This is a genomic window from Bacillus sp. 165 (genome assembly GCF_017742235.1).
In the GTDB taxonomy this organism is placed as follows: domain Bacteria; phylum Bacillota; class Bacilli; order Bacillales; family Bacillaceae_G; genus JAGHKQ01.
This window is the reverse complement of the sequence record NZ_JAGHKQ010000002.1, coordinates 200,593-223,148: the sequence shown is the minus strand read 5'-3', so window position 1 is coordinate 223,148 and position 22,556 is coordinate 200,593. Positions and strand designations below refer to the sequence as shown.

The window sequence follows — 22,556 nt, the reverse complement described above, 5'->3', positions numbered from 1 at the left end:
TATATCGGCGTAGCTCCTCCTCTTTTCGGCGAATACCCCAATATATCGGCGTAGCTCCTCCTCTTTTCGGCGAATACCCCAATATATCGGCGTAGCTCCTCCTCTTTTCGGCGAATACCCCAATATATCGGCGTAGCTCCTCCTGATATCAGCAAACACCAAAAGATATCGAGAAGCAATTGCACAAAATAAAAAGGAGCTGATCTCAGCTCCTTTTTTTATCCATTATCTACAATTGGTTGTTTTCCTGTTTGATCTTGCATTTGCTTTCCTTTATTGCCACCTGCTGCTTTTGTATTGGTACCAATATGGCTCGGTCTAAAGTGTTTGGAATCTTTTTTTGGATTACCCATGTTTTTCGCCTCCTCAATGGTAGTATGCTTGAAGGCGCACAAATTATGTAAAGCTTGTTATTCTGCTTGCTGTAATCGAATCTCTAGCCGCTTTTCTAAACGGTCTTCTATTCTTCGGATTGCCTCTTGATCACTCAGTAACTCCCGTTTATTTTCCAGTACAAGCTCTTCGAAAGATTTTCTTCGTGTTCTTCTCATATAACTCACCCTTTTCATGCTATTTACATTGTAGTATAGGCAAAAGAAAGAGGATTTAATCGAATTTGTGAGAAAATTGTTTTTTTAATGAAAGTATAGAATACAAATAACTGTCCATATAGCCGGATTGATTCGTAAAATAAGAACCGCAGCAATATACGCTGCGGTTCTTATTTCATTTTTTTCACTGTTTTCTCCATAAAATTCTCTGTCATCGGTCCAATAAATTTTTGCCGTATAATGCCTTTCGAATCTATGAAATAGGAGGTTGGAATGGTGATGATTTTGTACATATTACTTACACTCGAATCTGTATCAAGCAATATTGGGAAGGTGATGCCTTGTTCTGTTGCGAACTGCTGTACGCCTTGCGCTTTTCCTTTTTCAGAAATGGTATAGTTTACAGCAAGTATTGTAACATCCTCTCCATGCTTTTCGTTAAACTTCTGCATTTCCGGAAGTTCCTTTTTACATGGAGGACACCACGTTGCCCAAAAATTTAGGATAACCTTTTTTCCCTTTAAGTCAGAGAGCTTCGTCTTTTTGCCATCTAATGTCTGCAATTCAAAATCGGGTGCTTTCTTTCCGACTTCTAGCCCTTGGCTTGCAAATACTTCTTGTGCTGTCGGTCCTTTTTCTGCTTCTTTTTCTTTTATAAATTTCTCATATCCGGTATAGCCAATTAAACTGAGAACTAAGAAAATTCCTATGATTTTTCTGAACATGTTAATCATTCCTTATATGACATCGTTTAGTTTTAACTTATACAGCCTGTCAAAAATTATTCTCTGCTTTCATTAAACCATACCATTAGCATTTTATCTATAATCATAACAAAAACAGGCTGCGCAAAATGCACAGCCTGTGTTGTATTACTTCGTTACTTTGGATTCTTTTAATTTTTCACGTAATACCATTTGCAGAATGCCACCGTGACGGTAGTAATCAATTTCCACTTCACTGTCAAAACGAGCAACTACTTCAAATTCTTTTACGTTGCCGCTTGCATCAGTTGCTGTTACTTTAACAAGATCGCGCGGTTTTACATTCTCATCGATGTGAACTGCGAATGACTCAGTTCCTGTTAAGCCAAGTGTTTCTGCATTGTCGCCTTCCTTGAATTGAAGAGGAAGCACACCCATTAACACTAAATTGCTGCGGTGAATACGCTCAAAGCTTTCCGCAATAACAGTTTTAATACCTAACAGATTTGTGCCTTTCGCAGCCCAGTCACGAGAGCTTCCCATACCGTAGTCATTGCCTGCTAGTATAAGAAGACCTGTACCATCTTGCTTATAACGCATTGCTGCATCATAAATGGAAGTCACTTCTCCAGTAGGCCAATATGTTGTAAATCCGCCTTCTGTGCCAGGAGCGATTTGGTTTTTAATACGGATGTTCGCAAAAGTACCTCTCATCATGACTTCATGATTTCCGCGGCGTGAGCCGTAAGAGTTAAAGTCAACAGGCGCTACGCCTTTGTCAAGCAAGTAGCGTCCAGCTGGTGTAGTCTTGTTGAACGAACCTGCCGGTGAAATATGGTCTGTTGTTACAGAATCGCCGAACTTTCCGATTACACGCAATGCTGCAAGCGGCTCAACTTCGCTTGGCTCTTCAGATAATCCTTCAAAGAACGGAGGATTTTGAATATACGTAGATTCTGCATCCCAAGTGTACAACGCTTCGTTAGAAGTTTGGATTTCATTCCAACGCTCGTTGCTGTCAAATACAGTTTCATATTCTTTTTTGAACAATTCAGCTGTAACAACTGATTTTACTACTGCATCTACTTCTTCTGTTGTCGGCCAAATGTCGTTTAAGAATACGTCATTGCCATCTTTATCTTTGCCGATTACATCTTTGTAAAGATCTATATCAACAGTACCTGCAAGCGCATATGCCACAACAAGCGGCGGAGAAGCAAGATAGTTTGCTTTCACAAGCGGATGAATGCGACCTTCAAAGTTACGGTTTCCAGAAAGAACAGATGTTACAAGCAAATCATTTTCCGCAATTGCTTTTTCTAATTCAGGTGCAAGCGGACCAGAGTTACCGATACATGTAGTACAGCCGTATCCTACTGTGTTAAAGCCTAATTGATCCAAGTAAGTTGTTAAGCCAGATTTATTTAAATACTCTGTAACAACTTTAGAACCTGGAGCTAAAGATGTTTTTACGTATGCTGGTACAGCAAGCCCTTTATCAATTGCTTTTTTCGCTACAAGACCAGCACCGATTAATACGTATGGGTTAGATGTATTCGTACAGCTTGTAATCGCTGCAATTGCGATTGCACCTGTTTCCATAGAAGTGTCAACACCGTCAACCGTTACGTCTACTTTTTTATCAAATTCGTTTTCTGTAAAGCCGAAGCCTTGGTTTCCTACCGGAGCAGTTACAGCTTTACGGAAGGATTCCTGCATGTCAGAAAGCAAAATTAAGTCTTGTGGACGCTTTGGACCGGATAAGCTCGGAACGATTGTAGAAAGGTCGATTTCTACAAGGCTAGTGTAGATTGGATCTGCACTATCGTATGAGTAGAATAATCCGTTTGCTTTGCAATACTCTTCTACTACGCGAACTTGGTCTTCGCTTCTGCCTGTTAAGCGCAGGTAGTTTAGAGAAATATCGTCGATCGGGAAGAATCCGCAAGTCGCACCGTATTCTGGCGCCATGTTTGCTACAGTTGCACGGTCAGCTAACGGCATGCTTGCAAGACCTGGTCCGAAAAACTCTACAAATTTATTAACTACGCCTTTTTGACGCAATACTTGTGTTACTTTTAATGCGATATCAGTCGCAGTTGTACCGCTAGGAAGCGCACCTGTGAACTTCACGCCGATTACTTCCGGCACTGGGAAGTAAGATGGTTGGCCAAGCATTCCAGCTTCCGCTTCAATACCGCCAACGCCCCATCCTAATACACCGATACCGTTGATCATTGTAGTATGAGAGTCCGTACCTACTAAAGAATCCGGATATGCTACTACTTCACCATTTTCTAACTCTTGAACATGCACTACAGGTGCTAAATATTCAAGGTTTACTTGGTGCACGATACCTGTCGCAGGCGGAACTGCGCGGTAGTTGTCAAATGATTTTTGTGCCCAGCTTAAAAATTGGTATCGCTCTTCGTTACGTTGGAATTCTAAATCCATGTTGAATTGAAGCGAGTCTGCTGTACCCGCCTTGTCAACTTGTACGGAGTGGTCGATAACAAGGTCTACTGGTATTTCAGGATTGATTTTATCTGGGTCTCCACCCATATCTGCCATTGCTTTTCGCAAGGAAGCTAAATCTACAACCGCTGGTACTCCTGTAAAGTCTTGCAGGATAACACGAGATGGTTTGAATGGTACATCGATATCCTGTACTTCACTTGTGCCCCATTTTGCCAAGTTTTCTACATGCTCGTTTTTAATAACTCGACCGTCCACTTGACGAAGAACGGATTCAAGTAATACTTTAATAGAATAAGGAAGACGAGAAACATTACCGATTCCTGCATCTTCAAGCGCTTTCAAACGATAATAATGAAACGTTTTGCCCTCCACCTCGAACGTAGAGCGTGCGTTGAAAGAATCATTCTTTACCATTTTGAAATTCCCCCCTGTTTGTACTAGTAAGCAGTGTTGAATTGTCGGAAAATACTATATATCCTAACTTTTCAATACCTTATGATAATATCTTATTACAAATTGTGACATAAGTAAATAATAAGAAACTTATTGTTTTTCATAAGTTTTTGTTATTGCAAGACAATACGCATAGAGACGACACTTTTTCGAAATACTATTTCCATAAAATATTATACTGTTTCAGTAGAATCCCTTCTACTAGTGGCTGTATTTTAGGGGAGGTGACGAGAATGGGCAAGCGTAAAGCAAATCATGTTATTCCAGGCATGAATGCGGCATCTGCACAAGGAAATGGTGCCGGATATAATGAGGAGTTTTCAAACGAACCGTTAACACCTGCGCAGCGTCAAAACAATAAAAAACGTAAAAAAAATCAGTAGTGCATTGATTCCATAAAAAAACCCGCTATGTGCGGGTTTTTACTCGTATTCATTCATACTGCTCATAATACCCTGCAAATCCTGCTGGTACTTTTCAAGCTGTTGACGCTGTGTTTCCGATGCAACTTCGAGCGCATTTTCAATTTGCATATACGCTTCATTTACTTCTTGTTTCAGCTCTTTTAGATGTTGTGCATAATCAGGGTCATTTCTCACAATATTTTGCCCAATGTCCATTGCTTCTTTTGTCCCTTGCTGCGCAGCTTGAAATGCCTGTTGTTTATTTTTATGATACGGCACAGTCCACACCCCACTTTCTTAATAGTCCCTTATATCATTCGTTTTTCCGAAAGAAAACATACGAGTATAAATATAAAAAATCCTACCATCCTAAAATCATGGGAACTAACTTCCCTCGCATACAAAAAAGGAGGAACACCGCATGGAAAAAAACACCGGGAAAGATATACGTCAAAACTCTGCAAAAGGACAGCCGTCCGGGCAGCCTGAACCATTAAGCGGCTCTCACAAGGTAAAAAACCGCAAGCACTCCAGACAAAAAAATCACAGTCATCACGACATGTAACGTAAAGAAGGACAATGCGAAACAAGCATTGTCCTTCTTTACGTTTTTGCATACAAAATTATTTTCTCTCCCCTTGTCTCTCCTTACATATTAAACATTTATTTTCATAATGTAATAATGAACAGAAATTCCTCAGACATATTCTCACCTCACATTCCTTCACTTTATTTCGTAAAGCTTGTCTATTCGCCTTCACGTCTATCTTTCACATGAATATTGTAGTACTAATTAGAACAGACGGAGGTTCGCTTCATGTGTAGAAAAAAGAAAAAGGACTGCTACTTTCAAGTTGAAGGTTTTGAGCATTGGATGAATCAGTTTTTTGCAGATCCTTATACTCCAAATGATATTCATGTAGATTTATTTGAAACAGAAAGGGAATATATTTTAGAAGCTGATTTGCCATGCGTATGTCAGCAAGAAGTTTCCATTGAAAAAACAAATGATGGGTTACGTATTATAGTGATAAAAGGGAAACAAACAGAAGGTTCTCTTATTCGAGAAATTCAGCTTCCGGTTAAAGTCATGTATAAAAAAATGGAGGCTCTGTTTGATAACGGCGTAGTGGAAATCCATATATCCAAAGTAGAAGAAGTACAAACAAATGAAACAACCATCTTATTTATAGAGTAGCTTTCTAACAAAACCGGTACAATAAAAGGACGTGAATTCACGTCCTTTTCGGGATATCTATGCATGCATTTTGATCGTATCGTTTTGGGAGCTTCTTTTTTGCAGCATAATTTTCACAAAAAACAGCATTGGAAAGCCGAGTACACATAAAAAAGCCAAATAAGAAAACACGACAGACCCACTGCCATACCCATATGCATCCAGCAGCATACCGCCAAGCCATGGCCCAATTACTCCGCCAAAACCTGCAAAGCCCATCGCCCCAAAGTAGGTGCCTTTTAAATGCGGGAGAGCAATTTGATCGATAAATAAATCTGACATGGAAAACATCAATACTTCACCAATTGTAAATAATATTGCGCAGGCAAACAAAAGCGGCACAGACTGAAGCATTCCAAAACCGAGCAGACCTAAACTCACAATAAAAATTCCAAGCATGATTGATACAAGTGCAGAATATTTCTTTCCAACACGAGTTACCGGATATTGCACAATCAGAACCGTAACTGCATTTAAGACAAGTATATGAGAAAATAACTGTACTCCATCATGAAAAGCAGGCGCATTTGCAAAGTATTGCGACAGCGTCGATGAGAACTGAGAATATCCTGCATTCCCTAAAATAATACCGATAAGCGCCAATAAAAAGACCGTATCTTTCCCTAAAATTTGAAGGGACTGCTTCAAAGAAACTCTCGTTTTTGGAGCAGCTATAGTTTCCCCTATTTCATATTTCTTAAATTGAAGCAGAAGAGACAGCATATACACTAGGTTCACGCCTGCCGCTATCAAAAACGGCATAGTTGACTTGGCACTTCCCAGCTGTAACCCAATCAGCGGGCCAACTGCTACTCCAGCATTAATCGCCGCATACCGTAAATTAAAAATCAACAGCTTATTCTCCTGCTTTGTGATATCTGACAGCAACGCTCGCGACGTCGGCTCAAAAAAAGAACGGCATATACCATTCAAAGCATTCAATACGAAAAACCATACTATACGATCTGCAAACGCAAACCCGATAAATACAAAAATCCATACCCCTATGGAGCTAAGCATTATCCTCTTTCGACCGTATTGATCAGATAAACTGCCGCCAATAAAGCTCGAAAACACCCCAACCAATGCGCTCACTGCGATAATCATCCCTGTCATGGCAGGAGAGACACCTTTTGTTGAGGTCAAATAAATAGCTAAAAACGGCATGCTCATAGAGCTTGCTAATCTTGCAAATAAAGTCCCGATAATAATGTTCCATCCGATTGGATGCACAGATGCTAATTTACTGCCCAAATGACCACCAGCTTTCTCGCTTTGAAGTACATGAAGTGTAACAATTCTCAAAATTATCTTCTAATTATAAATGAATTTTACATAAAGTGAAGCAATATTTTTATAATGGATCTAGTGCTGCAACCTTTTCAAAACTTCCTGCTTTCAGCACTTCATAAATATTTCTCATATTTTTCTAATTTGGATAAAAACGCCTGTAAAGATAATAATATCTATACAACAACTACAAGAAAGAAGGTGAAGCCATGAAAGATGTCTTACTCTCAACCCTTGCCGGCCTAATTGTGGGAGTGTTGTTTTCTGCTATTAAGCTCCCCATTCCTGCCCCGCCTACCATTGTAGGTATTGTAGGAATCGTCGGTGTATATTTAGGACAGCTTTTATATTTCATGTTTGTCAAATAAAAAAAAGACGCTCACTAGGCGTCTTTTTTTTATGCTCGTCCGCTTCGGGAAAGCGCTAAATCTACACCGTATTCAAACTGCATCGATTTTAACACTTCTTCCGTTTTTATGCTTGCTGCATGGCGATGATTAAAATCAGCCACCCAGCTTTCTATTTCCTCCATATCAAATGTATACTCACCGGCCAGCCAGCTTTTCATATCGAAGCATTCATTGATGCAAATATGTACAAGCATCGTATCATATACTTCTGTCAGCCATGTGTTTTTATATAATAATTCCTTTATGTAAAGAGGGTCAAACCGAATACTTTCCTTATTGCATTCTTTCAAATGAGCAATGATTTCATTCATTTGTCGATATAATTCCGAAATATCTTTACTAATATCAATAAGTTTGCGAACGCCTTCTTCGTACTTCATGTCTTGCTTCATGTTGCTCCCTCCCTTTTTTCAGAAAAATAAAACTTTTATCCATTATAGCAAGAAACGATTTATTTGGCTTTTCTTTTTTGTTAGGAAAATGCTAACAAATCCGCTACAATAGGGAAAGTAAACTGTGAAAAGGAGATTGTGATTATGAAAGATACATTATATTATAAAGATGCTTATATACAAACATTCACTACTCATCTTATACAAGAAGACTATGACGAGAGCGGAAAGCTATATGCCGTGCTAGAGAATACAGCTTTTTATCCGACAGGCGGCGGACAGCCTCATGATACCGGAACTCTAAACGGCGTTCTTGTCGAGAACGTCGAAGAAATCAACGGAGAAATCCGCCATTACATAACAGAAAAGCTGCAAGGAAGAGAAATATCAGGCGAAATTAACTGGAAGCGTAGGTTCGATCATATGCAGCAGCACGCAGGACAACACATTCTATCGGCTGCTTTCATTGAAAAGTTCGGTATTCCTACTGTTGCCTTCCACCTTGGGAAAGAGGTATCGACTATCGACATTGCCACTGCTGATTTATCACCTGACACAGCAAAACAGGCAGAAAAACTTGCAAATGAGATTGTCTTTCAAAATCGTCCAATCACCATCCGCTGGGTTGACGAAGCTGAGGCTAAAAAGCTGCCGCTTCGCAAAGCTCCGACTGTCACCGAAAACATTCGCGTTGTCGTAATTGAAGATTTTGACTATAACGGCTGCGGCGGGACGCATCCAGAGCGGACCGGAGAGGTCGGGCCAATTAAAATTTTAGGGTGGGAGCGCCATAAAGGAAATATTCGTCTGCAATTTGTATGCGGCTGGCGGACAATCCGCACCTTACATGAAAAACAAGCGATAGTAAAAGAAGCCGTTAGACTGTTTAATAGTAAAGAAGAGGACTTGCCTGTAAAAATGGAGCAAGCTATTCTTTCTCAGAAGGAGCTTGAAAAGTCCCTGCGAGAAGCGAATGATTCGCTGTTCACTTTTGAGGCAAAGGATTTACTGTCATCTGCAAAAGAAGAGCCGTTCGGAAAATTAATCTCCCATGTATTCACAGAACGCTCCATGCAGGACTTGGCAAAACTAGCAGCTATCATTACTGAACAAGATAATTTTGCGGTAGTCCTTTTTGTTACAACACAAGATGAAAAGCTGCAATGCATTTGTGCACGTGGAAAAGCAGTCGAAAAAAATATGAATACTATTATTAAAGAAGCCCTTCCTCTTATTGATGGAAAAGGAGGAGGCAATCCGCAGAGCGCACGCGGCGGGGGGAAAGCTGTCATAACAGGAGCAGAATTTGTAGAACAGCTTATTTCTATAATTTGTAAATAACAGAACGATTTTACCCCGTTCTTTTTGTTTATTCTATAACAAAACCTACCAAACTAGCTTGGTAGGTTTTGTACTGTTATTTTAGCTTTGCACATAATAGTTTTTAATTTGCTCACGCAGTGCACGCTTTAAAAACTTTCCTACAGATGATTTCGGAATTTCAGAAAGGAATAAAATATCATCTGGAAGCCACCATTTTGCGAACTGAGGACGAAGCAATTCATACAGCTCTTCTTTTTCCACTTTTACATTTTCTTTCAATACTACACATGCAATCGGGCGTTCCTGCCACTCTTGATGCGGTACACCAACAACTGCCGCTTCAAAGACAGCTTCGTGCGCCATTAATGCATTTTCCAAATCAACGGAGGAAATCCATTCTCCGCCGCTTTTAATCACATCTTTTATGCGATCCACAATTTTGATGCTTCCTTCCTCATCAACAGTAACAACATCACCTGTATGTAGCCAACCGTCCTTAAAGGCATCTGCTGTTCGCTCATCATTATAATACTCGCTTGCAATCCACGGTCCGCGTAGAAGAAGTTCTCCGATTTCTTCTCCATCCCATTTCACTTCTCCATTTTTTCCAACCACTTTCATATCCACTCCAGGTACTAAATACCCTTGCTTTGCACGAATATTTAATTGGTCAGCATGCTCCAATTCTGTTTCATAGCTCTTCAATCTCGCCAACGTTACAAGCGGGCTTGTTTCTGTCATTCCGTAGGCATGGATAAATGGAATATTGTATTTTTGTTCAAAAGCCGCAATCATCGCTTTCGGAGCAGCGGAGCCGCCGCAAAGAGTCGCTCTTAGACTGGAAGTATCATAATTTCCTTCCTCTAATTCTTTTAATAGACCAAGCCAAATGGTCGGCACTCCTGCAGTTATCGTTACTTTTTCTTCTTCAACTAACTCTAGCAACACCTTTGGGGTGAACATTGGGCCAGGCAGTACGAGAGTAGAACCGAACCATACGGCTGCGTACGGCAGACTCCAAGCGTTTACATGAAACATCGGAACAACCGGCATGGTAATATCATTTTCAGATACCCCTACACTGTCAGCTAATCCTAAACTCATACAGTGAAGCACTGTACTTCTATGAGTGTAGACAACTCCTTTTGGATTACCTGTTGTGGCTGATGTGTAACACATACCAGCCGGCTCATTCTCGTCAATATCTTGTAAAAACGGGAAGGATGGATCTCCTTCTGCAAGCAGCTGCTCGTAGGAATATACAGGCTGCAATGTTGTTTGTGGAAGCTCCTTTTTATCTGTCATAATGATAAACGCTTTTACTGTTGGAATCTCATCCTTTATTTCCTCAATTAGCGGAACAAGATCTTCATCTATGAATACTAGCTCGTCCTCTGCATGATTGATAATATAAGAGATGTGGCTTGGCGATAAGCGAATATTAATCGTATGCAACACCGCTCCCATTCCTGGAATAGCGAAATATGCTTCTAAATGGCGATGGTGGTTCCACGCGAATGTTCCCACTTTTTCCCCGCGCTGTACGCCTAATTTAGTAAGAGCACTTGCCAAACGGCGCGTCCGCTTACCCATTTCTTCATATGTATATTTTGTAATTCCAGAGTGCGTTCGTGATACAACTTGTTTCTTTTTAAAAAACTTTTCCGCGCGCTCAAGCATAGAAGTAATTGTTAAAGGTACATTCATCATTTTGTTATTCCCCCTATAATGTCTTCATTTTGTAAATTAGCAATCTCTTGCTTGGAAAGCCCAAGCTGCTTTTCAAAGATTTCATATGAATGCTCACCGAGCTGCGGAGGAGGAGAAACTTCTCCTTCTGGATGGGCAAGCACATAACCATCGGTCGTTAATATATGCTGAGTATAAGCCGACTCAGAGAGCTCTTCCGTTTCCAGCACCGGAGTTAAACAACAATCCACTTCCTTTGCAAACTGACACCAAAATGCTAATGATTGTCCAGCAAACAACGCCTTGACTTCTTCATACACGCTTTCCCCTTCACATGCCCGATCATATTGCTTTTGTATCCAATCCGGGCGTGCGGCCGCTTCACAAAAGCGTGTCCAAAACTTGCTTTCTACTGCCCCTAAAGCTACAAATCGATTATCCTTCGTTGGATAAATACAATACGAAACGATATTACCGCCCAGTGCATTAAGCCCGTACTGTTTACCGAGCTGCTTTTCCAGCATGACATGGGTGTTCATCAGCATAATTAAGCTGTCTGTTAACGAAATATCTAAGTAACAGCCCCGTCCAGTCCTCCCTTTTTGGAGTAAGGCAGCTAAAATCCTTTCTGATGCATGCATGCCGCCTATTTCATCTCCAAACGTCAGCTTCGGGTGAATGGGGGCACCCTTTTTATCCTTCAGTTGTGATAGTACACCGCTCACCGCCATAAAATTCAAATCATGACTGGCAAATTTAGCAAATTCTCCATTTTGACCATAGCCGGTTAGGGATGCGTATATAATGCCCGGATTAACTTTGCACGCTTCTTCATACCCAAGACCCAGCTTGTTCATGACACCGGGGCGGAAGCTTTCAAGCACCACATCCGCTTTTTCTATCAAACGAAGGGCGAGCTCTTTTCCCTCAGGATGCTTCACATTTATCGCCACACTCTTTTTGCTTCGATTATTCGCATCAAAAAGAGCGCGGCTTTCACTATTAAACCCTCTCGCCAAGTCGCCATGCAGCGGCTCAACCTTAATCACTTCTGCTCCCAAATCTGCCAACCGCATCGTTGCAAACGGTCCCGGCAAATAGTGAGAAAAATCCAAGATAACGATTCCCTGCAGCATACGATCTTCTATAGCTTTTTTAGTTTGATGCATCAAACAGTACTCCTCCTTGCTTGCTCACGAAGCAAAAACTTTTGTGTTTTTCCGCTTGCATTGCGCGGCAATTCATTGACGAATACGTAACGGCGCGGGCGTTTGTAAGCTGCTAAAGCGTCGCTGGCTTTGCAATATTCGTCCAGCTCCTCACTCGTTAATTCTTTATTTTTACTCACAACGTACGCAACAACGCGCTGCCCCCACAATTCATCTTTTTCGCCAAGTACTGCGACATCAAGAACGCTGTTATGTGTAAATAGAAAATCTTCTACTTCACGAGGGTAAATATTTTCACCGCCGCTAATAATCATGTCATCCACACGGTCTGCAACATATAAGTATCCGTCTTGATCTAAATACCCTAAATCGCTTGAATGATACCATCCCTTATAAAGAGCTTTTGCTGTCGCGTCTTCTTTTTTGTAATAGCCTGCCATCAAGCACGGGCCTCGCATAATAATCTCACCGATTTCATAAGGAGGAAGAATATCATCCGGCTCAGAAGGCCCCTCTTCATTCGGGCGCACAATCCGAATTTCGTGATTATACCCCGCTTTTCCGGCAGAGCCTACCTTTGCAATCTGCTCGTTCTCTCGTAAGAACGTGACTGCAGGACCCATTTCTGTCATGCCATAGGCTTGAATAAGCTCTACATGCAGTTTGTCATGACAAGCTTTTATTAATGCAGGCGCCATTGGAGCCGCCCCGTATAGCCCTCGCTGTAAAGATGATAAATTGTATGCTGTAATATCTTCCTGAAGCAGCATATTCCACATCGTCGGTGCTGCAAATAAGACTGTTATCTTCTCATCTTGAATCGTTTGCAGCACAGTTTTTGCATCAAAATGGTGAAGAATAACGTTTGTTGCTGCGCTATGTACCCGCGGAATAAAGCAGCAATGCAATTCGGCGCAGTGAAACATAGGAGCTGTTACTAATCCGCGACTTTGCCCGTTATAACCTATATATGCAACACACATAAGACTTTGTTCCATCATTTCACGATGACGGTGCAGGACTCCTTTTGGGTGACCCGTTGTGCCGCTTGTATACATAATGGAGCAAATATCATCCTCCTCTACATCCACTTTAATATAATTTGCAGACGTAGTTAAAAGCTGCTGGTGATACGAAACAGCATATTCAGGCGGATTTTCATCAATATACCAAAACTGTATTTGAGGAAACTGCTTATGTATGCTGCCAACCTGAGGAGCAAGTGCTTGCTCAAACAATACAATCTTAGGCGAAGCATCCTCAAGGATATAGGCCAGCTCTTGCGGCTTTAGTCGAAAGTTGATGGGATTAAATACCGCACCGATTTTCGCACAAGCAAAAAGAGCTGTCGCCATTTCTTGACAGTTAAATAAAAACGAGGAAACTCTATCCCCTTTTCGTACCCCGCTCTTTTGCAGAGCACTTGCAAGCTTGTTCACCTGCATATTCCATTCGCTGTATGTCCAACGAATATTTTTTGCCGGTTCTACAATCGCTTCCTTGTTCGGTTCATTACCTACTGTTATCTCTAGCATTCTTCCTAACGTTATGCCCAAACGAACCCCTCCTTACGAATGTGAAAAGCTTTCAAAAAGGACAATTGCAGCAACTACTCAATACTACTAGTGATAATTATTTTAATTTTCTGAATAAACTTTATTTTTTATATTCGACAATTTATTAATACTTTCCTTCTCACTTTTTAACTAAAATATAGATAAAGTTCTACATCGTATTCCTTAACGATAAACTAAAATAGAAGGAATATTCCGAATATGGTACACTTATTGTAGAACTATATAAAGGAGCCCTTCTGATGAAATATGCGATTTGTTTGCTGCTCGGATCAATACTTGGAAGCTTGCTAACTATTCCCTTCTTCATCCGAAAGGATATTGTCGAAGAAGTTGCGAAATGGTATAAAACCATACTTAAAATTCTCCCTGCTATCCTTACCCTTTTCCTTGTCGGAAGCATGATTACCGTATTTTGGCTGCATGCAGATTCCTTTCTAAATCCGCCGCATATGAATAGTGCCAAAGATCTTATGCAAGCCATTTTACAAAACAAGGCTATTATGCAGGTTGTTATGATTGGCATTTTGTTGATTGCATTCGGAGCGCTGTCCTTTATTGTCCGCATTCCTTTCATGCGGATGGAGCATATCCGCATATTCGGCTTTGAATACAAAAAAGAAGCGGATAAAATTGTAGAGGCAGCGGCTGTCGAGCTTGAAAACAGCAGACAATTTGAATACTATCGCCTTGCCATTTTAAGTACCATTTCCAATGAAGAGTTTTACATCAATAAATTTAAACCTTATATTGATGAAGGTATGAAGCTTGAAGCAAAAAGCTTAGTAGAAGAAGTAATAGCTATTATGGAGATGACCTATAGGGAAGAGCTGCATATACGATTTAATTATGAGGTTATTGAAGTGTTTGAGGATGTACTGGAGGAGGAAAAAATCAAGCATATGCCTCGCTTTGTGAGAGAATTGGGCCTTGAGGCAAAAAATACAAAAGAAAGCATTAGTTTTACAGATACAGGAACGAGACAATCTGCGGTCGTTTCTCCTATTCTTTTTTCATCCGCACAGGATAATTCATTTTTATTAGTATTTCTGTACAGTTCAGAGTATACTTTTGATAAAACTGATGAGCTGCATTTACATGCATTATCTAATACCTTAAATGAATTTGCGGTTCGAGCTGTATACGAGCGTATATTAGAACCTGAAAAACCAATGATTTGCTAAGAGGAGGCAACGTTGATGACGAAACGAAAAGAACCGCGGTACATACAGCTGGCTCACTCACCTGCTCCTTCTTCTCCAGAGCGGCAGCTGGAAACAGCAGATTTTGTAAATATTATACGCAAAAATAAATATTCAAAAAGCAAGGACGCAGTTATTCAAAACTTTGAGCGAAAAATCAATCGATTGTATGGATTTGACACGTCAAAGCGTACGTAAGAATATACTATATGGGCAAGACTACATCATGGAGGTGACTTCCTTGTCCATATCTTTTTTTAGAAAAAAAAAGAATCCTCATACTGAGAATCCCGTTAAAGTGTATTTAGCAAAGCACGGATTTGAGAAAAAAACATTTTCTTTGGAGCCTCGTACGGAGCTCGGAAAAAAATGGCTTCGTCAAAAACGAGATATCGGCTAACAAGCTGCCTGTTACTATTGCAGCTTTTTTTATTTCTTTCCGCATTTCATCCAGATTAAGCCGCAAGCCCGGACATGTGTTTGTCACTCTGCTTATCTCTTGATGTCCAATAATATCATTGTTAGATTGAATTTTGTAAGCAAATACCTGTATAACACCTTCAGCGCCGTCAGTTGCTCCTCTGTCGGCACATTCTTACTCAAATTACTAGATGACCTATCAGATGCATACCTTCATATAGACCGATTCCTTCTTTGATTATGCCGTCTTCTTCGATGAAATAATTATATCCTACCGTAAGCTTTGATGATATTGATGCTTCTTATTTACATCCCATCCTTTTTCTGTATGATGGATTACGAGTTTTGGAATCTTGTTCAACTCTTGAAGCAGTTTGAGAAAATGAAATTTTTTATATTCATGCCCTTCCCCTACAGCGAAATCACAACAGCTGTTTTATCATCAGGATGCAAGCCTCTCTTATATTCAAAGTCTCCTAAATTCTCCACATATTGTTCTAGACCGTTTGTCCACACAGCATGTGCCACTTCTTCTAAAGAAAGAACGGGATGAAACAGTCCGTCCGAACAAATCAAAATATTTTTTATTGTATCTATAGCTTCTATACCGTGTTGTATAAACTGTCCTGCTTCTATTGAGCCATTTGCCACTGTATACCCATTCGGTGTATTAGCCAACGTACGATTATACAGAATTTGTTGTTTTCTATCTGCAAACACACTTTCGTCCGGTACAATAAATCCTCTGCCTCTCTCTTCCCTTCTTTTTAACCGCGCTCGTTCTCCAATTCCTTTCACCGTATCCTTTGTTAGTACTCTAATAGATCCGTCTTTGTATCTTACCACAATCATACTGTCTCCTAATTGTGCAAACATAAGATTGTTCTCTGTAATCCGTATAACAGCAATACATGTACACCATAACTGCTGCTTGTTTGTAACGTCAACTCGATGATCGAGCATCGCTTCACGTAATCGCTGGTTTGCTTGCATGATATGGGCTGCTAATGAATCCTCTTCTTGTATAGTCTCGAAATATTGCTTAAACAGATTCGCAGCTAAAAAAGCGCCGTTATGACCGTTCTTGTCTTGAAATGGAATAATCGGGGTTGCTCCGTCACATACACCATATATGTGCATATTTTCGTTTATTATATAGGCATCCTCACTCTCCTGCTTTAATGGACTTCTTTTCATAATGTATTCTGCCTTCACCCTGCTCCCCCTTTGTATCGATGTAAATTGGAATCTGAGTTCCATTTTGCCTGTGTGTAATTACCACTCCTATATCTACTTTATTCAAGACAAATTTATTATGAAATTCGTTTTTTATTCTTATATAAGATAAAAAATGCTCTTGGGGAGGATAAAGGAATTTGAAGGCCCTTGGTGAATATTTCTTACTATTATTTTCATGTGGCGTGAGAACAATTAGGAGGTGCTTTGTATGAGAAAACAAGGCTATCTATTGACCATTTTTACCTTTGCGGTAATTATATCAGGCTGCAGTAAGGAATCTGGACAAATGACAAAGGTTGTGATTCAAGAAGCACAACCAGATGGAAGCTATGGAAGCAAAGCAACCATTTCAGGTCAAACAGCCTTACATGATTTAGAAAGCAAGTTTAACGATATTAAATGGAGTAAGGATGCAATTCCTTCAATGGCTAGAAAAGAAGATATATTGGCAAAGGTAACATACAAAAACAGAAAGCAAGAGGTGGTATACAACATTTGGTTTAATCAGAAAAGCGAGACAGCAACACTTTTGAGCAGCGACAAAGATGAGAGTTATGGAATGTTACCCAAAGACATTGCAAAGTCTTTAAAAAAGCAGTTATTACATAAATAAAATGAGGCTTTTCTAGCACGATTCTTCGACTAATAAAATTATGACTACTTATGTTGAAAGAGGAATCTTACCGAGTGAGGGATAAAATTAGACATAGCAAAAACAAGAGGATTAGTTTCTCCTCTTGTTTTTGCTATACCGAGGAATATAATTATGCGCTGTTCTCAAGACCCTGTCTTTGATTGAAAATGGCGTTCCCTACGCAATTTTTTGAAAACCCCCAGAGGCTTTCCTACAGGCAAGAACGTATATTCAAAATGATTATTCAATACCGATGCCATACAGCCGTAAAAGGAGAGCAAGGAGATAATGAACTCAGAATACGCAGCCAACGGTCTAAATATGGTAGTAGCAACATTAAATGAAATTAAAAATAATGAAAGCAGCAAAATATCAATAAGAATAAAATTAACAAATAATACTTTATTTGTTTCCGCAGCTCCAATTGTTAACGAAAGCGTGAAAATTAAGTACCCGCCAATGGCTATTCCTAATTGCCGTGTATCCACATTATTTGCCAACGTTTCTCCAAAAACACCAAGCTGGATCAACCAAGAAACCCCTACCGCAAACCAATATAACGCAAACCCTCCAAATATAGTTGCCCCAAATGTATTTTTATGCTTAACATCCTGCAACGCGGCAAACAATTGAGCAAATCCCCCTAAAAAAATCGCCCATGGAAGGATAAAAGAAATGCCTTCTGTCCAACCGAATTTTTCTGATGAACTGAGCAGCGTAATCATTGCAAATCCAAGCAGCCCGAGCGGCGTTCCGTCCGCTCCATCTATTCTTACCTTCTTTGCTTCGTTCATTTCTATATCAACCCCTCAAATCCAGAAACATCCATTTGAGAGTAGTGTAAGCAATATAAAAGTGATTATACTATCACAACATAAATTCTCTGAAAAACTTATGAAACTTGGGAACATGCGTATTCATCACTTTAAGAAATAAAAAAGACCTTGCTTCCAAGGTCTTTTCGTCGATTGGCTCAATCTGTTGTTTTTGAACGCTCTCTTCCTTTAAATATTCCTTTTTTCTTCATGACGCCATCTACACCAAACTTCCCTGCATTAGCGCCCGCCACTATGATAAAAATCGAAAGCAAGAGCATTTGCGGATTTGTGCTGGTTGTGCCGCTGAACATAAACGCAAAGTTCATTACCATTCCGAAAAACACTGCCGCAGTCGTTAAAAATCCCAATAATAATCCTAGCCCTACTGCTAGTTCACCCCAAGGAATCAACACATTAAATAATTCGACGTTTGGTACAGCAAATGATTGCAAAAACGATGCCCACCACTCTTGCACCATGGGATGATCACCTGCAGCCTTTGCAATTGCCCCCTGTAAAAATCCAGAAGCATCAAATCCGTTTTGAATTTTTCCTAGTCCTGCCGTAAACCACGTATACCCTAAGTACAGACGAATTGCTGCTAATACATAACTCACCAATTTATTTTCGCGAAGATAAGAAAGAAACACAAAATCTCCTCCTTTTTATAAGTACTCTTTCATAATAAACCTCTTCAATTAAAAAACAACGAACAAATTGTGAGTTTATTCACAAACAATAAACTTTCATAGTAAATGTGCAGAAACATGAATACCACTACTGTTTTATGTCTATTTCTTCATAAATTTTCTATAATATAGGTGCATGATTTCGCAATTTTCACTGTTGTACACTATACATAACAGAATATGAAGATGCCAACGATGACAAATCTATATTTAGTTCGTCACGCTCATTCCGCTTATACGCCAGATGAGCTGAATAGACCGTTATCAGCTAAAGGAATGACAGATGCCAAACAAGTAACAGAATTGCTCAAAGAAGAACAAATACATGCAGTCATTTCCAGCCCATATAAACGAGCGGTTCAAACAATTGAACGAGCCGCTTCCTACTTTCATTTGCAACTCCATATCTAGAATGACCTAAGAGAACGCGTGTTATGCGCTCATCCAGTAGATGATTTTCATGCAGCTATTACAAAAGTATGGGAGGACCCTGCATTTTGTTGGGAAGGCAGAGAATCCAATCAAGCTGCTCAAAAAAGAGGCACAGATTGTATATTACGTATTTTACAAGATTACGAAGGAAAAAATATTGTACTTGGCACACACGGGGATATCATGACACTTATTATGAATTATTTCGATGCAACCTATGATTTTTCTTTTTGGCACTCTCTTCAAATGCCTGATATTTTTAAGCTGACCTTTGATGGGAACACCTTAATATCTATATCAACAATCTGGAAAGAGCAGGAGGGAAAATAAAAAGTCATTGCTTTGATTTTCACAAAAAAAGGGGCTATCTTGCTAGCGATAGTCCCTTTTGCTTTTAGTGTCTATGGAAAAACATATCAAAATAAGCATGCATGATTTCCCATATTTGATAGCTCATCAAAGAAAGTGCTGACATTGAGAAAAAACCGATAAGAACAAATCGAATCCACATATTTGTCTCCTCCTTGTATTAGGTATCACTACTGAACAAGAAGAAGTATATGTCCGTCCGTACCGTCTTTTCGTCTTATGACACAAGCAAGGAAATGCAGCATTTGAAATATACGGAAAAGAAAGAAAGCTGTGCTGCCGTCACGCTTCGATGAACGTGTTTCTGTCTGTAATTCTGAAGCGGCAGCATGGTGAATCAAAGGAACACATCGTATAAAAAGAGGTGCTGTTTCAAGTACAACCAGTAAAGAAGCAATTGCAATCAGCCATTGAATTCCATCAAATAGGCTGCTTGCATCCATCCATTCCAGCAAGAACATAAGCACCTCTCCTTATTTATTGTTATCCTACATTATAAAGAAAAAATGAAAAAAATAAAGCTTTTCCGTTATACAGAAACAGACATTCTTCGGAGAAAAATGTCTGTTTTCAGATGACTTTTTACATTGCATGTATGTTACTGCAGATACCATAGAAGATAACAAAACGAAGCGAAAGTACCAATGATCATACGATATTTAAACTTCATACCTATACACCTCTATTATTATTCTGTTTATATTCTAACAGGGTAAAGTGAACTTCCTGTGAACAAATGCACAAAAATTAAATAAAGTCTCTGCGTTTAAACACCAGCAAAGAAAGTAAAAGCAGCACGCCAATATACCCAAGCAGCATTACAACTGAAAAGCTAAGTGTCATTCCTTCCATTAACGGTACACCGTTTTCGTACATAAGCAAATCTGTGTTGGCAAACACAAGGAACTTGCTCCAGCTGTACTGACTCAAAACCTGAGCAATCGGATCACTTACTGCAGTTATGACAACGGCTATAATAATAGCAGGGCCGTTCGATTTTAAAATCGTGGAAAGAGTAAAAGCAACTGTTGCATAAAACAGTACTGGCAAAAATTGATATACATAGGATTTCACAATGTCAATTGCAACAGATTGCTCGATAATAGCACCGTTCACGATTTTCAATTCAGGATATGAGTTCATGGACAATCCGTATATAAGTACGCCTTCTCCAAATGAAAATAATGCTAAAACACCACATAATAGGATGTATAAAACTATCACCGCAGCAAACTTAGATAACAAGATTTCCGTACGCAGAGCCGGACGCACCATTAGAAAATTCATAGTTCCCCATTGGTGCTCCTTTGATATCATGGAGCTTGCATACGTAATTAAAATCAAGCTTACAAGTGTCACCAAATTTGTACAAGATTTCATAAAGCCAAAGAGACTGTGCTGCACATCCGGTGGAAGATTGTGCTCAAGACGGTACTCATTCAGCTTGATCTCATCTTTCATCTGCTTTGCCATCAAGCTTGGCACCTCTCCTTTTGCCAATTCCTTTTGATGTTTTTCATTTTGTTCCATAAGCTCCTGCTTCCAGGATGTTTTGTCTTTTGCATTTTGCTGAGCAACAACATCCCATCTTCCGAGGATAATAACCGGAATGAGTAAAATTATAAACGGAGCAATAAACACCTTTTGCTTCCAGACTTTTAAAAGTTCATTATAGGTGAGGTTAATCAATGACATTTCCTCCTGTCGCTTCTAAGAAAATATCTTCCAAGCTCTGTTTCGAACGGGAAATAAAATACAAATCTACATTGTGAGCGACAAACAGACGAACGATAGCAGGAATATTTTTTTCTGTCGTGCGTACCAATACGGCATCGTCCTTCATGCGAATTATCTCCGCCTTCTCCTCTTGCTTTAAACAGTCCGCTGCCCGTTTCACATCAGATACTACAAATGTAAATTCTTCAGTTTCCTCAATTGTCTTTGTAATGTCGTATTCTTTCACAAATACCCCATTTTGAATAATAACAGCGCGGTCACACATTAATTCAATTTCCGCTAATAAATGGCTTGACACTAATATAGCCGTTCCTTCCTGCCTCGCAATATCTTTCAGATAATCACGCATTTCACGAATGCCAGCAGGGTCAAGCCCATTTGTCGGTTCATCCAGTATAAGTATAGAGGGCTTATGTAATAATGCTTGTGCAATCCCTAGCCTCTGTCTCATTCCAAGTGAATATGTTTTTGTTTTTTTACGAATGGCATGCTCAAGGCCAAGCAATTCAACAATCTCATCTATACGACCTTTTGTGATTCCTTTGTTCATCCGCGCATAATATTTTAAATTATCATACCCGCTTAAAAACGGATAAAATGATGGATTCTCCACGATAACTCCAATTTTAGAAATGGCTCGTTTAAAATCCGTTTGTATGCTTTTCCCTTCAACAAGGACATCTCCGTCTGTTATAGAAATCAGCCCTGTCATCATTCGCATCGTCGTCGTTTTACCGGCTCCGTTTGGACCGAGAAGCCCTAATATTTCACCTCGTTTCATATGAAATGACAATGTCTTCACGATTGTTTTATCGCCTATTTTTTTCGTAATGCCTTCTGCTTTCAGAATATGCTCCATACTTTATCACATCTTTTCTATTTAAAAGTACTTCTTATTATTATAAGAGAGCATAAACTACCAAAACAAATTATTTTTCAGGCGACTTTTCCAATCTTTCGAAAAAAATGGAACAAAACCAGGCATTTAAGAATAGAATTAAACAAAATGTTTTTACCTAGGGCAAAAAAATGGTTATAATGAAAATATATTGTATCAGGACATACTACGAATTTATTGTTGGGGAGAGGAGTACAACTTATGCAATTACAAGCATTGTCAGAATTTCCAACCGGAGCATTAGTACAGCTCGAGAAAATGAATTTAGAAGGTACGATGAAAAGACGATTGCTAGATTTAGGGTTTATACCAGGAGCGACAGTGAAGGTATTGCAAAAAAGTCCGCTTGGTGACCCTGTAGCCTACCAAGTCAGTAATACTACCATTGCTTTACGAAAAGAAGAAAGCTCAAAAATTTTCGCAAAACTTATAGGAGAGGATTAA

The 22,556-nt window shown here is 39.6% G+C and carries 26 protein-coding genes and 1 pseudogene; 11 read left to right on the top strand and 16 right to left on the bottom strand.

The window, feature by feature from the left end:
• Nucleotides 1-218: 218 nt before the first annotated feature.
• From J7Q84_RS04980 to acnA, 4 genes are all read right to left on the bottom strand, one after another.
• Nucleotides 219-353: an acid-soluble spore protein N gene (locus J7Q84_RS04980; protein ID WP_209093331.1), complete on the bottom strand. Its 135-nt coding sequence runs from the start codon at nt 351-353 to the stop codon at nt 219-221.
• A gap of 57 nt (nt 354-410) precedes the next feature.
• Nucleotides 411-551: an FbpB family small basic protein gene (locus tag J7Q84_RS04975; protein WP_209093330.1), complete on the bottom strand. Its 141-nt coding sequence runs from the start codon at nt 549-551 to the stop codon at nt 411-413.
• 170 nt (nt 552-721) lie between these two features.
• Entirely contained in the window at nt 722-1,276 is a 555-nt protein-coding gene (locus J7Q84_RS04970; protein WP_209093329.1) for a peroxiredoxin family protein, read from the bottom strand.
• A 147-nt stretch (nt 1,277-1,423) separates the two neighbouring features.
• The gene (gene acnA, locus J7Q84_RS04965) at nt 1,424-4,147 is read right to left on the bottom strand and encodes an aconitate hydratase AcnA (protein ID WP_209093328.1); all 2,724 of its coding nucleotides are present in this window, start codon (nt 4,145-4,147) and stop codon (nt 1,424-1,426) included.
• A gap of 272 nt (nt 4,148-4,419) precedes the next feature.
• On the opposite strand from acnA, the gene sspO reads away from it, so the two are divergent.
• Nucleotides 4,420-4,569, top strand: coding sequence for a small acid-soluble spore protein O (sspO, locus tag J7Q84_RS04960; RefSeq protein ID WP_209093327.1), 150 nt, complete (start codon nt 4,420-4,422; stop codon nt 4,567-4,569).
• A 39-nt stretch (nt 4,570-4,608) separates the two neighbouring features.
• Here the strand turns inward: sspO and J7Q84_RS04955 are convergent, their stop codons facing one another.
• The gene (locus J7Q84_RS04955; RefSeq protein WP_209093326.1) at nt 4,609-4,869 is read right to left on the bottom strand and encodes a hypothetical protein; all 261 of its coding nucleotides are present in this window, start codon (nt 4,867-4,869) and stop codon (nt 4,609-4,611) included.
• Nucleotides 4,870-5,011: 142 nt separating this feature from the next.
• Between J7Q84_RS04955 and J7Q84_RS04950 the strand changes: the two genes are divergently transcribed.
• Both J7Q84_RS04950 and J7Q84_RS04945 read left to right on the top strand, forming a co-directional pair.
• A complete protein-coding gene (locus tag J7Q84_RS04950; RefSeq protein ID WP_209093325.1) occupies nt 5,012-5,155 on the top strand; it encodes a small acid-soluble spore protein P in 144 nt (47 codons plus the stop codon).
• 252 nt (nt 5,156-5,407) lie between these two features.
• Nucleotides 5,408-5,788, top strand: coding sequence for an Hsp20/alpha crystallin family protein (locus J7Q84_RS04945; protein WP_209093324.1), 381 nt, complete (start codon nt 5,408-5,410; stop codon nt 5,786-5,788).
• A gap of 57 nt (nt 5,789-5,845) precedes the next feature.
• On the opposite strand, the gene J7Q84_RS04940 is transcribed toward J7Q84_RS04945, so the two are convergent.
• Nucleotides 5,846-7,081, bottom strand: a complete 1,236-nt coding sequence (locus tag J7Q84_RS04940; protein ID WP_209093345.1) for an MDR family MFS transporter — start codon at nt 7,079-7,081, stop codon at nt 5,846-5,848.
• A 245-nt stretch (nt 7,082-7,326) separates the two neighbouring features.
• On the opposite strand from J7Q84_RS04940, the gene J7Q84_RS04935 reads away from it, so the two are divergent.
• Nucleotides 7,327-7,485 (top strand): XapX domain-containing protein, encoded by a 159-nt coding sequence (locus J7Q84_RS04935; protein ID WP_209093323.1) that lies wholly within the window; start codon nt 7,327-7,329, stop codon nt 7,483-7,485.
• A 29-nt stretch (nt 7,486-7,514) separates the two neighbouring features.
• Here J7Q84_RS04935 and J7Q84_RS04930 read toward each other — a convergent pair whose 3' ends face one another.
• Nucleotides 7,515-7,919: a hypothetical protein gene (locus J7Q84_RS04930; protein WP_247739089.1), complete on the bottom strand. Its 405-nt coding sequence runs from the start codon at nt 7,917-7,919 to the stop codon at nt 7,515-7,517.
• Nucleotides 7,920-8,063: 144 nt separating this feature from the next.
• On the opposite strand from J7Q84_RS04930, the gene J7Q84_RS04925 reads away from it, so the two are divergent.
• Nucleotides 8,064-9,260 carry an alanyl-tRNA editing protein gene (locus J7Q84_RS04925; RefSeq protein ID WP_209093322.1) on the top strand — a complete coding sequence of 399 codons (1,197 nt, stop codon included), beginning with the start codon at nt 8,064-8,066 and terminating at the stop codon, nt 9,258-9,260.
• A gap of 81 nt (nt 9,261-9,341) precedes the next feature.
• On the opposite strand, the gene J7Q84_RS04920 is transcribed toward J7Q84_RS04925, so the two are convergent.
• Genes J7Q84_RS04920 through J7Q84_RS04910 form a run of 3 tightly spaced genes read right to left on the bottom strand, consistent with a single transcriptional unit; the run spans nt 9,342 to nt 13,656 of the window.
• Entirely contained in the window at nt 9,342-10,952 is a 1,611-nt protein-coding gene (locus tag J7Q84_RS04920; RefSeq protein WP_209093321.1) for a long-chain fatty acid--CoA ligase, read from the bottom strand.
• Nucleotides 10,949-12,100 carry a CaiB/BaiF CoA transferase family protein gene (locus J7Q84_RS04915; RefSeq protein WP_247739088.1) on the bottom strand — a complete coding sequence of 384 codons (1,152 nt, stop codon included), beginning with the start codon at nt 12,098-12,100 and terminating at the stop codon, nt 10,949-10,951. The genes J7Q84_RS04920 and J7Q84_RS04915 overlap by 4 nt, the downstream gene beginning before the upstream one ends.
• Nucleotides 12,100-13,656 (bottom strand): fatty acid--CoA ligase, encoded by a 1,557-nt coding sequence (locus tag J7Q84_RS04910; protein ID WP_209093320.1) that lies wholly within the window; start codon nt 13,654-13,656, stop codon nt 12,100-12,102. The genes J7Q84_RS04915 and J7Q84_RS04910 overlap by 1 nt, the downstream gene beginning before the upstream one ends.
• Nucleotides 13,657-13,916: 260 nt before the next feature.
• Here J7Q84_RS04910 and J7Q84_RS04905 point away from each other — a divergent pair, with 260 nt between their 5' ends.
• The 3 genes from J7Q84_RS04905 to J7Q84_RS04895 are packed head-to-tail and all read left to right on the top strand — an operon-like array spanning nt 13,917 to nt 15,276.
• On the top strand, nt 13,917-14,858 hold the full coding sequence (locus tag J7Q84_RS04905) for a hypothetical protein (protein ID WP_209093319.1): 942 nt from the start codon (nt 13,917-13,919) through the stop codon (nt 14,856-14,858).
• Between the two features lie 15 nt (nt 14,859-14,873).
• Nucleotides 14,874-15,074, top strand: coding sequence for a hypothetical protein (locus J7Q84_RS04900; RefSeq protein WP_209093318.1), 201 nt, complete (start codon nt 14,874-14,876; stop codon nt 15,072-15,074).
• Nucleotides 15,075-15,117: 43 nt separating this feature from the next.
• Entirely contained in the window at nt 15,118-15,276 is a 159-nt protein-coding gene (locus J7Q84_RS04895; protein WP_209093317.1) for a hypothetical protein, read from the top strand.
• Nucleotides 15,277-15,707: 431 nt separating this feature from the next.
• Here the strand turns inward: J7Q84_RS04895 and J7Q84_RS04890 are convergent, their stop codons facing one another.
• Nucleotides 15,708-16,511 (bottom strand): protein phosphatase 2C domain-containing protein, encoded by an 804-nt coding sequence (locus J7Q84_RS04890; RefSeq protein WP_481747532.1) that lies wholly within the window; start codon nt 16,509-16,511, stop codon nt 15,708-15,710.
• A gap of 232 nt (nt 16,512-16,743) precedes the next feature.
• On the opposite strand from J7Q84_RS04890, the gene J7Q84_RS04885 reads away from it, so the two are divergent.
• Nucleotides 16,744-17,148 (top strand): hypothetical protein, encoded by a 405-nt coding sequence (locus J7Q84_RS04885; RefSeq protein ID WP_209093316.1) that lies wholly within the window; start codon nt 16,744-16,746, stop codon nt 17,146-17,148.
• A 164-nt stretch (nt 17,149-17,312) separates the two neighbouring features.
• Here the strand turns inward: J7Q84_RS04885 and J7Q84_RS04880 are convergent, their stop codons facing one another.
• Both J7Q84_RS04880 and J7Q84_RS04875 read right to left on the bottom strand, forming a co-directional pair.
• A complete protein-coding gene (locus tag J7Q84_RS04880; RefSeq protein WP_209093315.1) occupies nt 17,313-17,963 on the bottom strand; it encodes an acetate uptake transporter in 651 nt (216 codons plus the stop codon).
• 179 nt (nt 17,964-18,142) lie between these two features.
• Nucleotides 18,143-18,637, bottom strand: coding sequence for a DoxX family membrane protein (locus J7Q84_RS04875; protein ID WP_209093314.1), 495 nt, complete (start codon nt 18,635-18,637; stop codon nt 18,143-18,145).
• Between the two features lie 234 nt (nt 18,638-18,871).
• Here J7Q84_RS04875 and J7Q84_RS04870 point away from each other — a divergent pair.
• A pseudogene (locus J7Q84_RS04870) lies at nt 18,872-19,438 on the top strand (histidine phosphatase family protein).
• Between the two features lie 209 nt (nt 19,439-19,647).
• Here J7Q84_RS04870 and J7Q84_RS04865 read toward each other — a convergent pair.
• The 3 genes from J7Q84_RS04865 to J7Q84_RS04855 form a co-directional block, all read right to left on the bottom strand.
• Nucleotides 19,648-19,938 (bottom strand): hypothetical protein, encoded by a 291-nt coding sequence (locus tag J7Q84_RS04865; RefSeq protein ID WP_209093313.1) that lies wholly within the window; start codon nt 19,936-19,938, stop codon nt 19,648-19,650.
• Nucleotides 19,939-20,224: 286 nt separating this feature from the next.
• The gene (locus tag J7Q84_RS04860) at nt 20,225-21,166 is read right to left on the bottom strand and encodes an ABC transporter permease (protein WP_209093312.1); all 942 of its coding nucleotides are present in this window, start codon (nt 21,164-21,166) and stop codon (nt 20,225-20,227) included.
• Entirely contained in the window at nt 21,159-22,073 is a 915-nt protein-coding gene (locus J7Q84_RS04855; protein WP_209093311.1) for an ABC transporter ATP-binding protein, read from the bottom strand. The genes J7Q84_RS04860 and J7Q84_RS04855 overlap by 8 nt, the downstream gene beginning before the upstream one ends.
• A 240-nt stretch (nt 22,074-22,313) precedes the next feature.
• Here J7Q84_RS04855 and J7Q84_RS04850 point away from each other — a divergent pair, with 240 nt between their 5' ends.
• Entirely contained in the window at nt 22,314-22,556 is a 243-nt protein-coding gene (locus J7Q84_RS04850; protein WP_209093310.1) for a FeoA family protein, read from the top strand.

Excerpts from the sequence above, each read along its gene's own strand:
- acnA (WP_209093328.1), bottom strand. The coding sequence starts at position 4,147 with ATGGTAAAGAATGATTCTTTCAACGCACGCTCTACGTTCGAGGTGGAG.
- J7Q84_RS04920 (WP_209093321.1), bottom strand. The coding sequence starts at position 10,952 with ATGATGAATGTACCTTTAACAATTACTTCTATGCTTGAGCGCGCGGAA.
- J7Q84_RS04930 (WP_247739089.1), bottom strand. The coding sequence starts at position 7,919 with ATGAAGCAAGACATGAAGTACGAAGAAGGCGTTCGCAAACTTATTGAT.
- J7Q84_RS04865 (WP_209093313.1), bottom strand. The coding sequence starts at position 19,938 with ATGTTCTTGCTGGAATGGATGGATGCAAGCAGCCTATTTGATGGAATT.
- J7Q84_RS04980 (WP_209093331.1), bottom strand. The coding sequence starts at position 353 with ATGGGTAATCCAAAAAAAGATTCCAAACACTTTAGACCGAGCCATATT.
- J7Q84_RS04855 (WP_209093311.1), bottom strand. The coding sequence starts at position 22,073 with ATGGAGCATATTCTGAAAGCAGAAGGCATTACGAAAAAAATAGGCGAT.
- sspO (WP_209093327.1), top strand. The coding sequence starts at position 4,420 with ATGGGCAAGCGTAAAGCAAATCATGTTATTCCAGGCATGAATGCGGCA.
- J7Q84_RS04970 (WP_209093329.1), bottom strand. The coding sequence starts at position 1,276 with ATGTTCAGAAAAATCATAGGAATTTTCTTAGTTCTCAGTTTAATTGGC.
- J7Q84_RS04975 (WP_209093330.1), bottom strand. The coding sequence starts at position 551 with ATGAGAAGAACACGAAGAAAATCTTTCGAAGAGCTTGTACTGGAAAAT.
- J7Q84_RS04950 (WP_209093325.1), top strand. The coding sequence starts at position 5,012 with ATGGAAAAAAACACCGGGAAAGATATACGTCAAAACTCTGCAAAAGGA.
- J7Q84_RS04935 (WP_209093323.1), top strand. The coding sequence starts at position 7,327 with ATGAAAGATGTCTTACTCTCAACCCTTGCCGGCCTAATTGTGGGAGTG.
- J7Q84_RS04885 (WP_209093316.1), top strand. The coding sequence starts at position 16,744 with ATGAGAAAACAAGGCTATCTATTGACCATTTTTACCTTTGCGGTAATT.
- J7Q84_RS04945 (WP_209093324.1), top strand. The coding sequence starts at position 5,408 with ATGTGTAGAAAAAAGAAAAAGGACTGCTACTTTCAAGTTGAAGGTTTT.
- J7Q84_RS04915 (WP_247739088.1), bottom strand. The coding sequence starts at position 12,100 with ATGCATCAAACTAAAAAAGCTATAGAAGATCGTATGCTGCAGGGAATC.
- J7Q84_RS04880 (WP_209093315.1), bottom strand. The coding sequence starts at position 17,963 with ATGAACGAAGCAAAGAAGGTAAGAATAGATGGAGCGGACGGAACGCCG.
- J7Q84_RS04905 (WP_209093319.1), top strand. The coding sequence starts at position 13,917 with ATGAAATATGCGATTTGTTTGCTGCTCGGATCAATACTTGGAAGCTTG.
- J7Q84_RS04900 (WP_209093318.1), top strand. The coding sequence starts at position 14,874 with ATGACGAAACGAAAAGAACCGCGGTACATACAGCTGGCTCACTCACCT.
- J7Q84_RS04850 (WP_209093310.1), top strand. The coding sequence starts at position 22,314 with ATGCAATTACAAGCATTGTCAGAATTTCCAACCGGAGCATTAGTACAG.
- J7Q84_RS04925 (WP_209093322.1), top strand. The coding sequence starts at position 8,064 with ATGAAAGATACATTATATTATAAAGATGCTTATATACAAACATTCACT.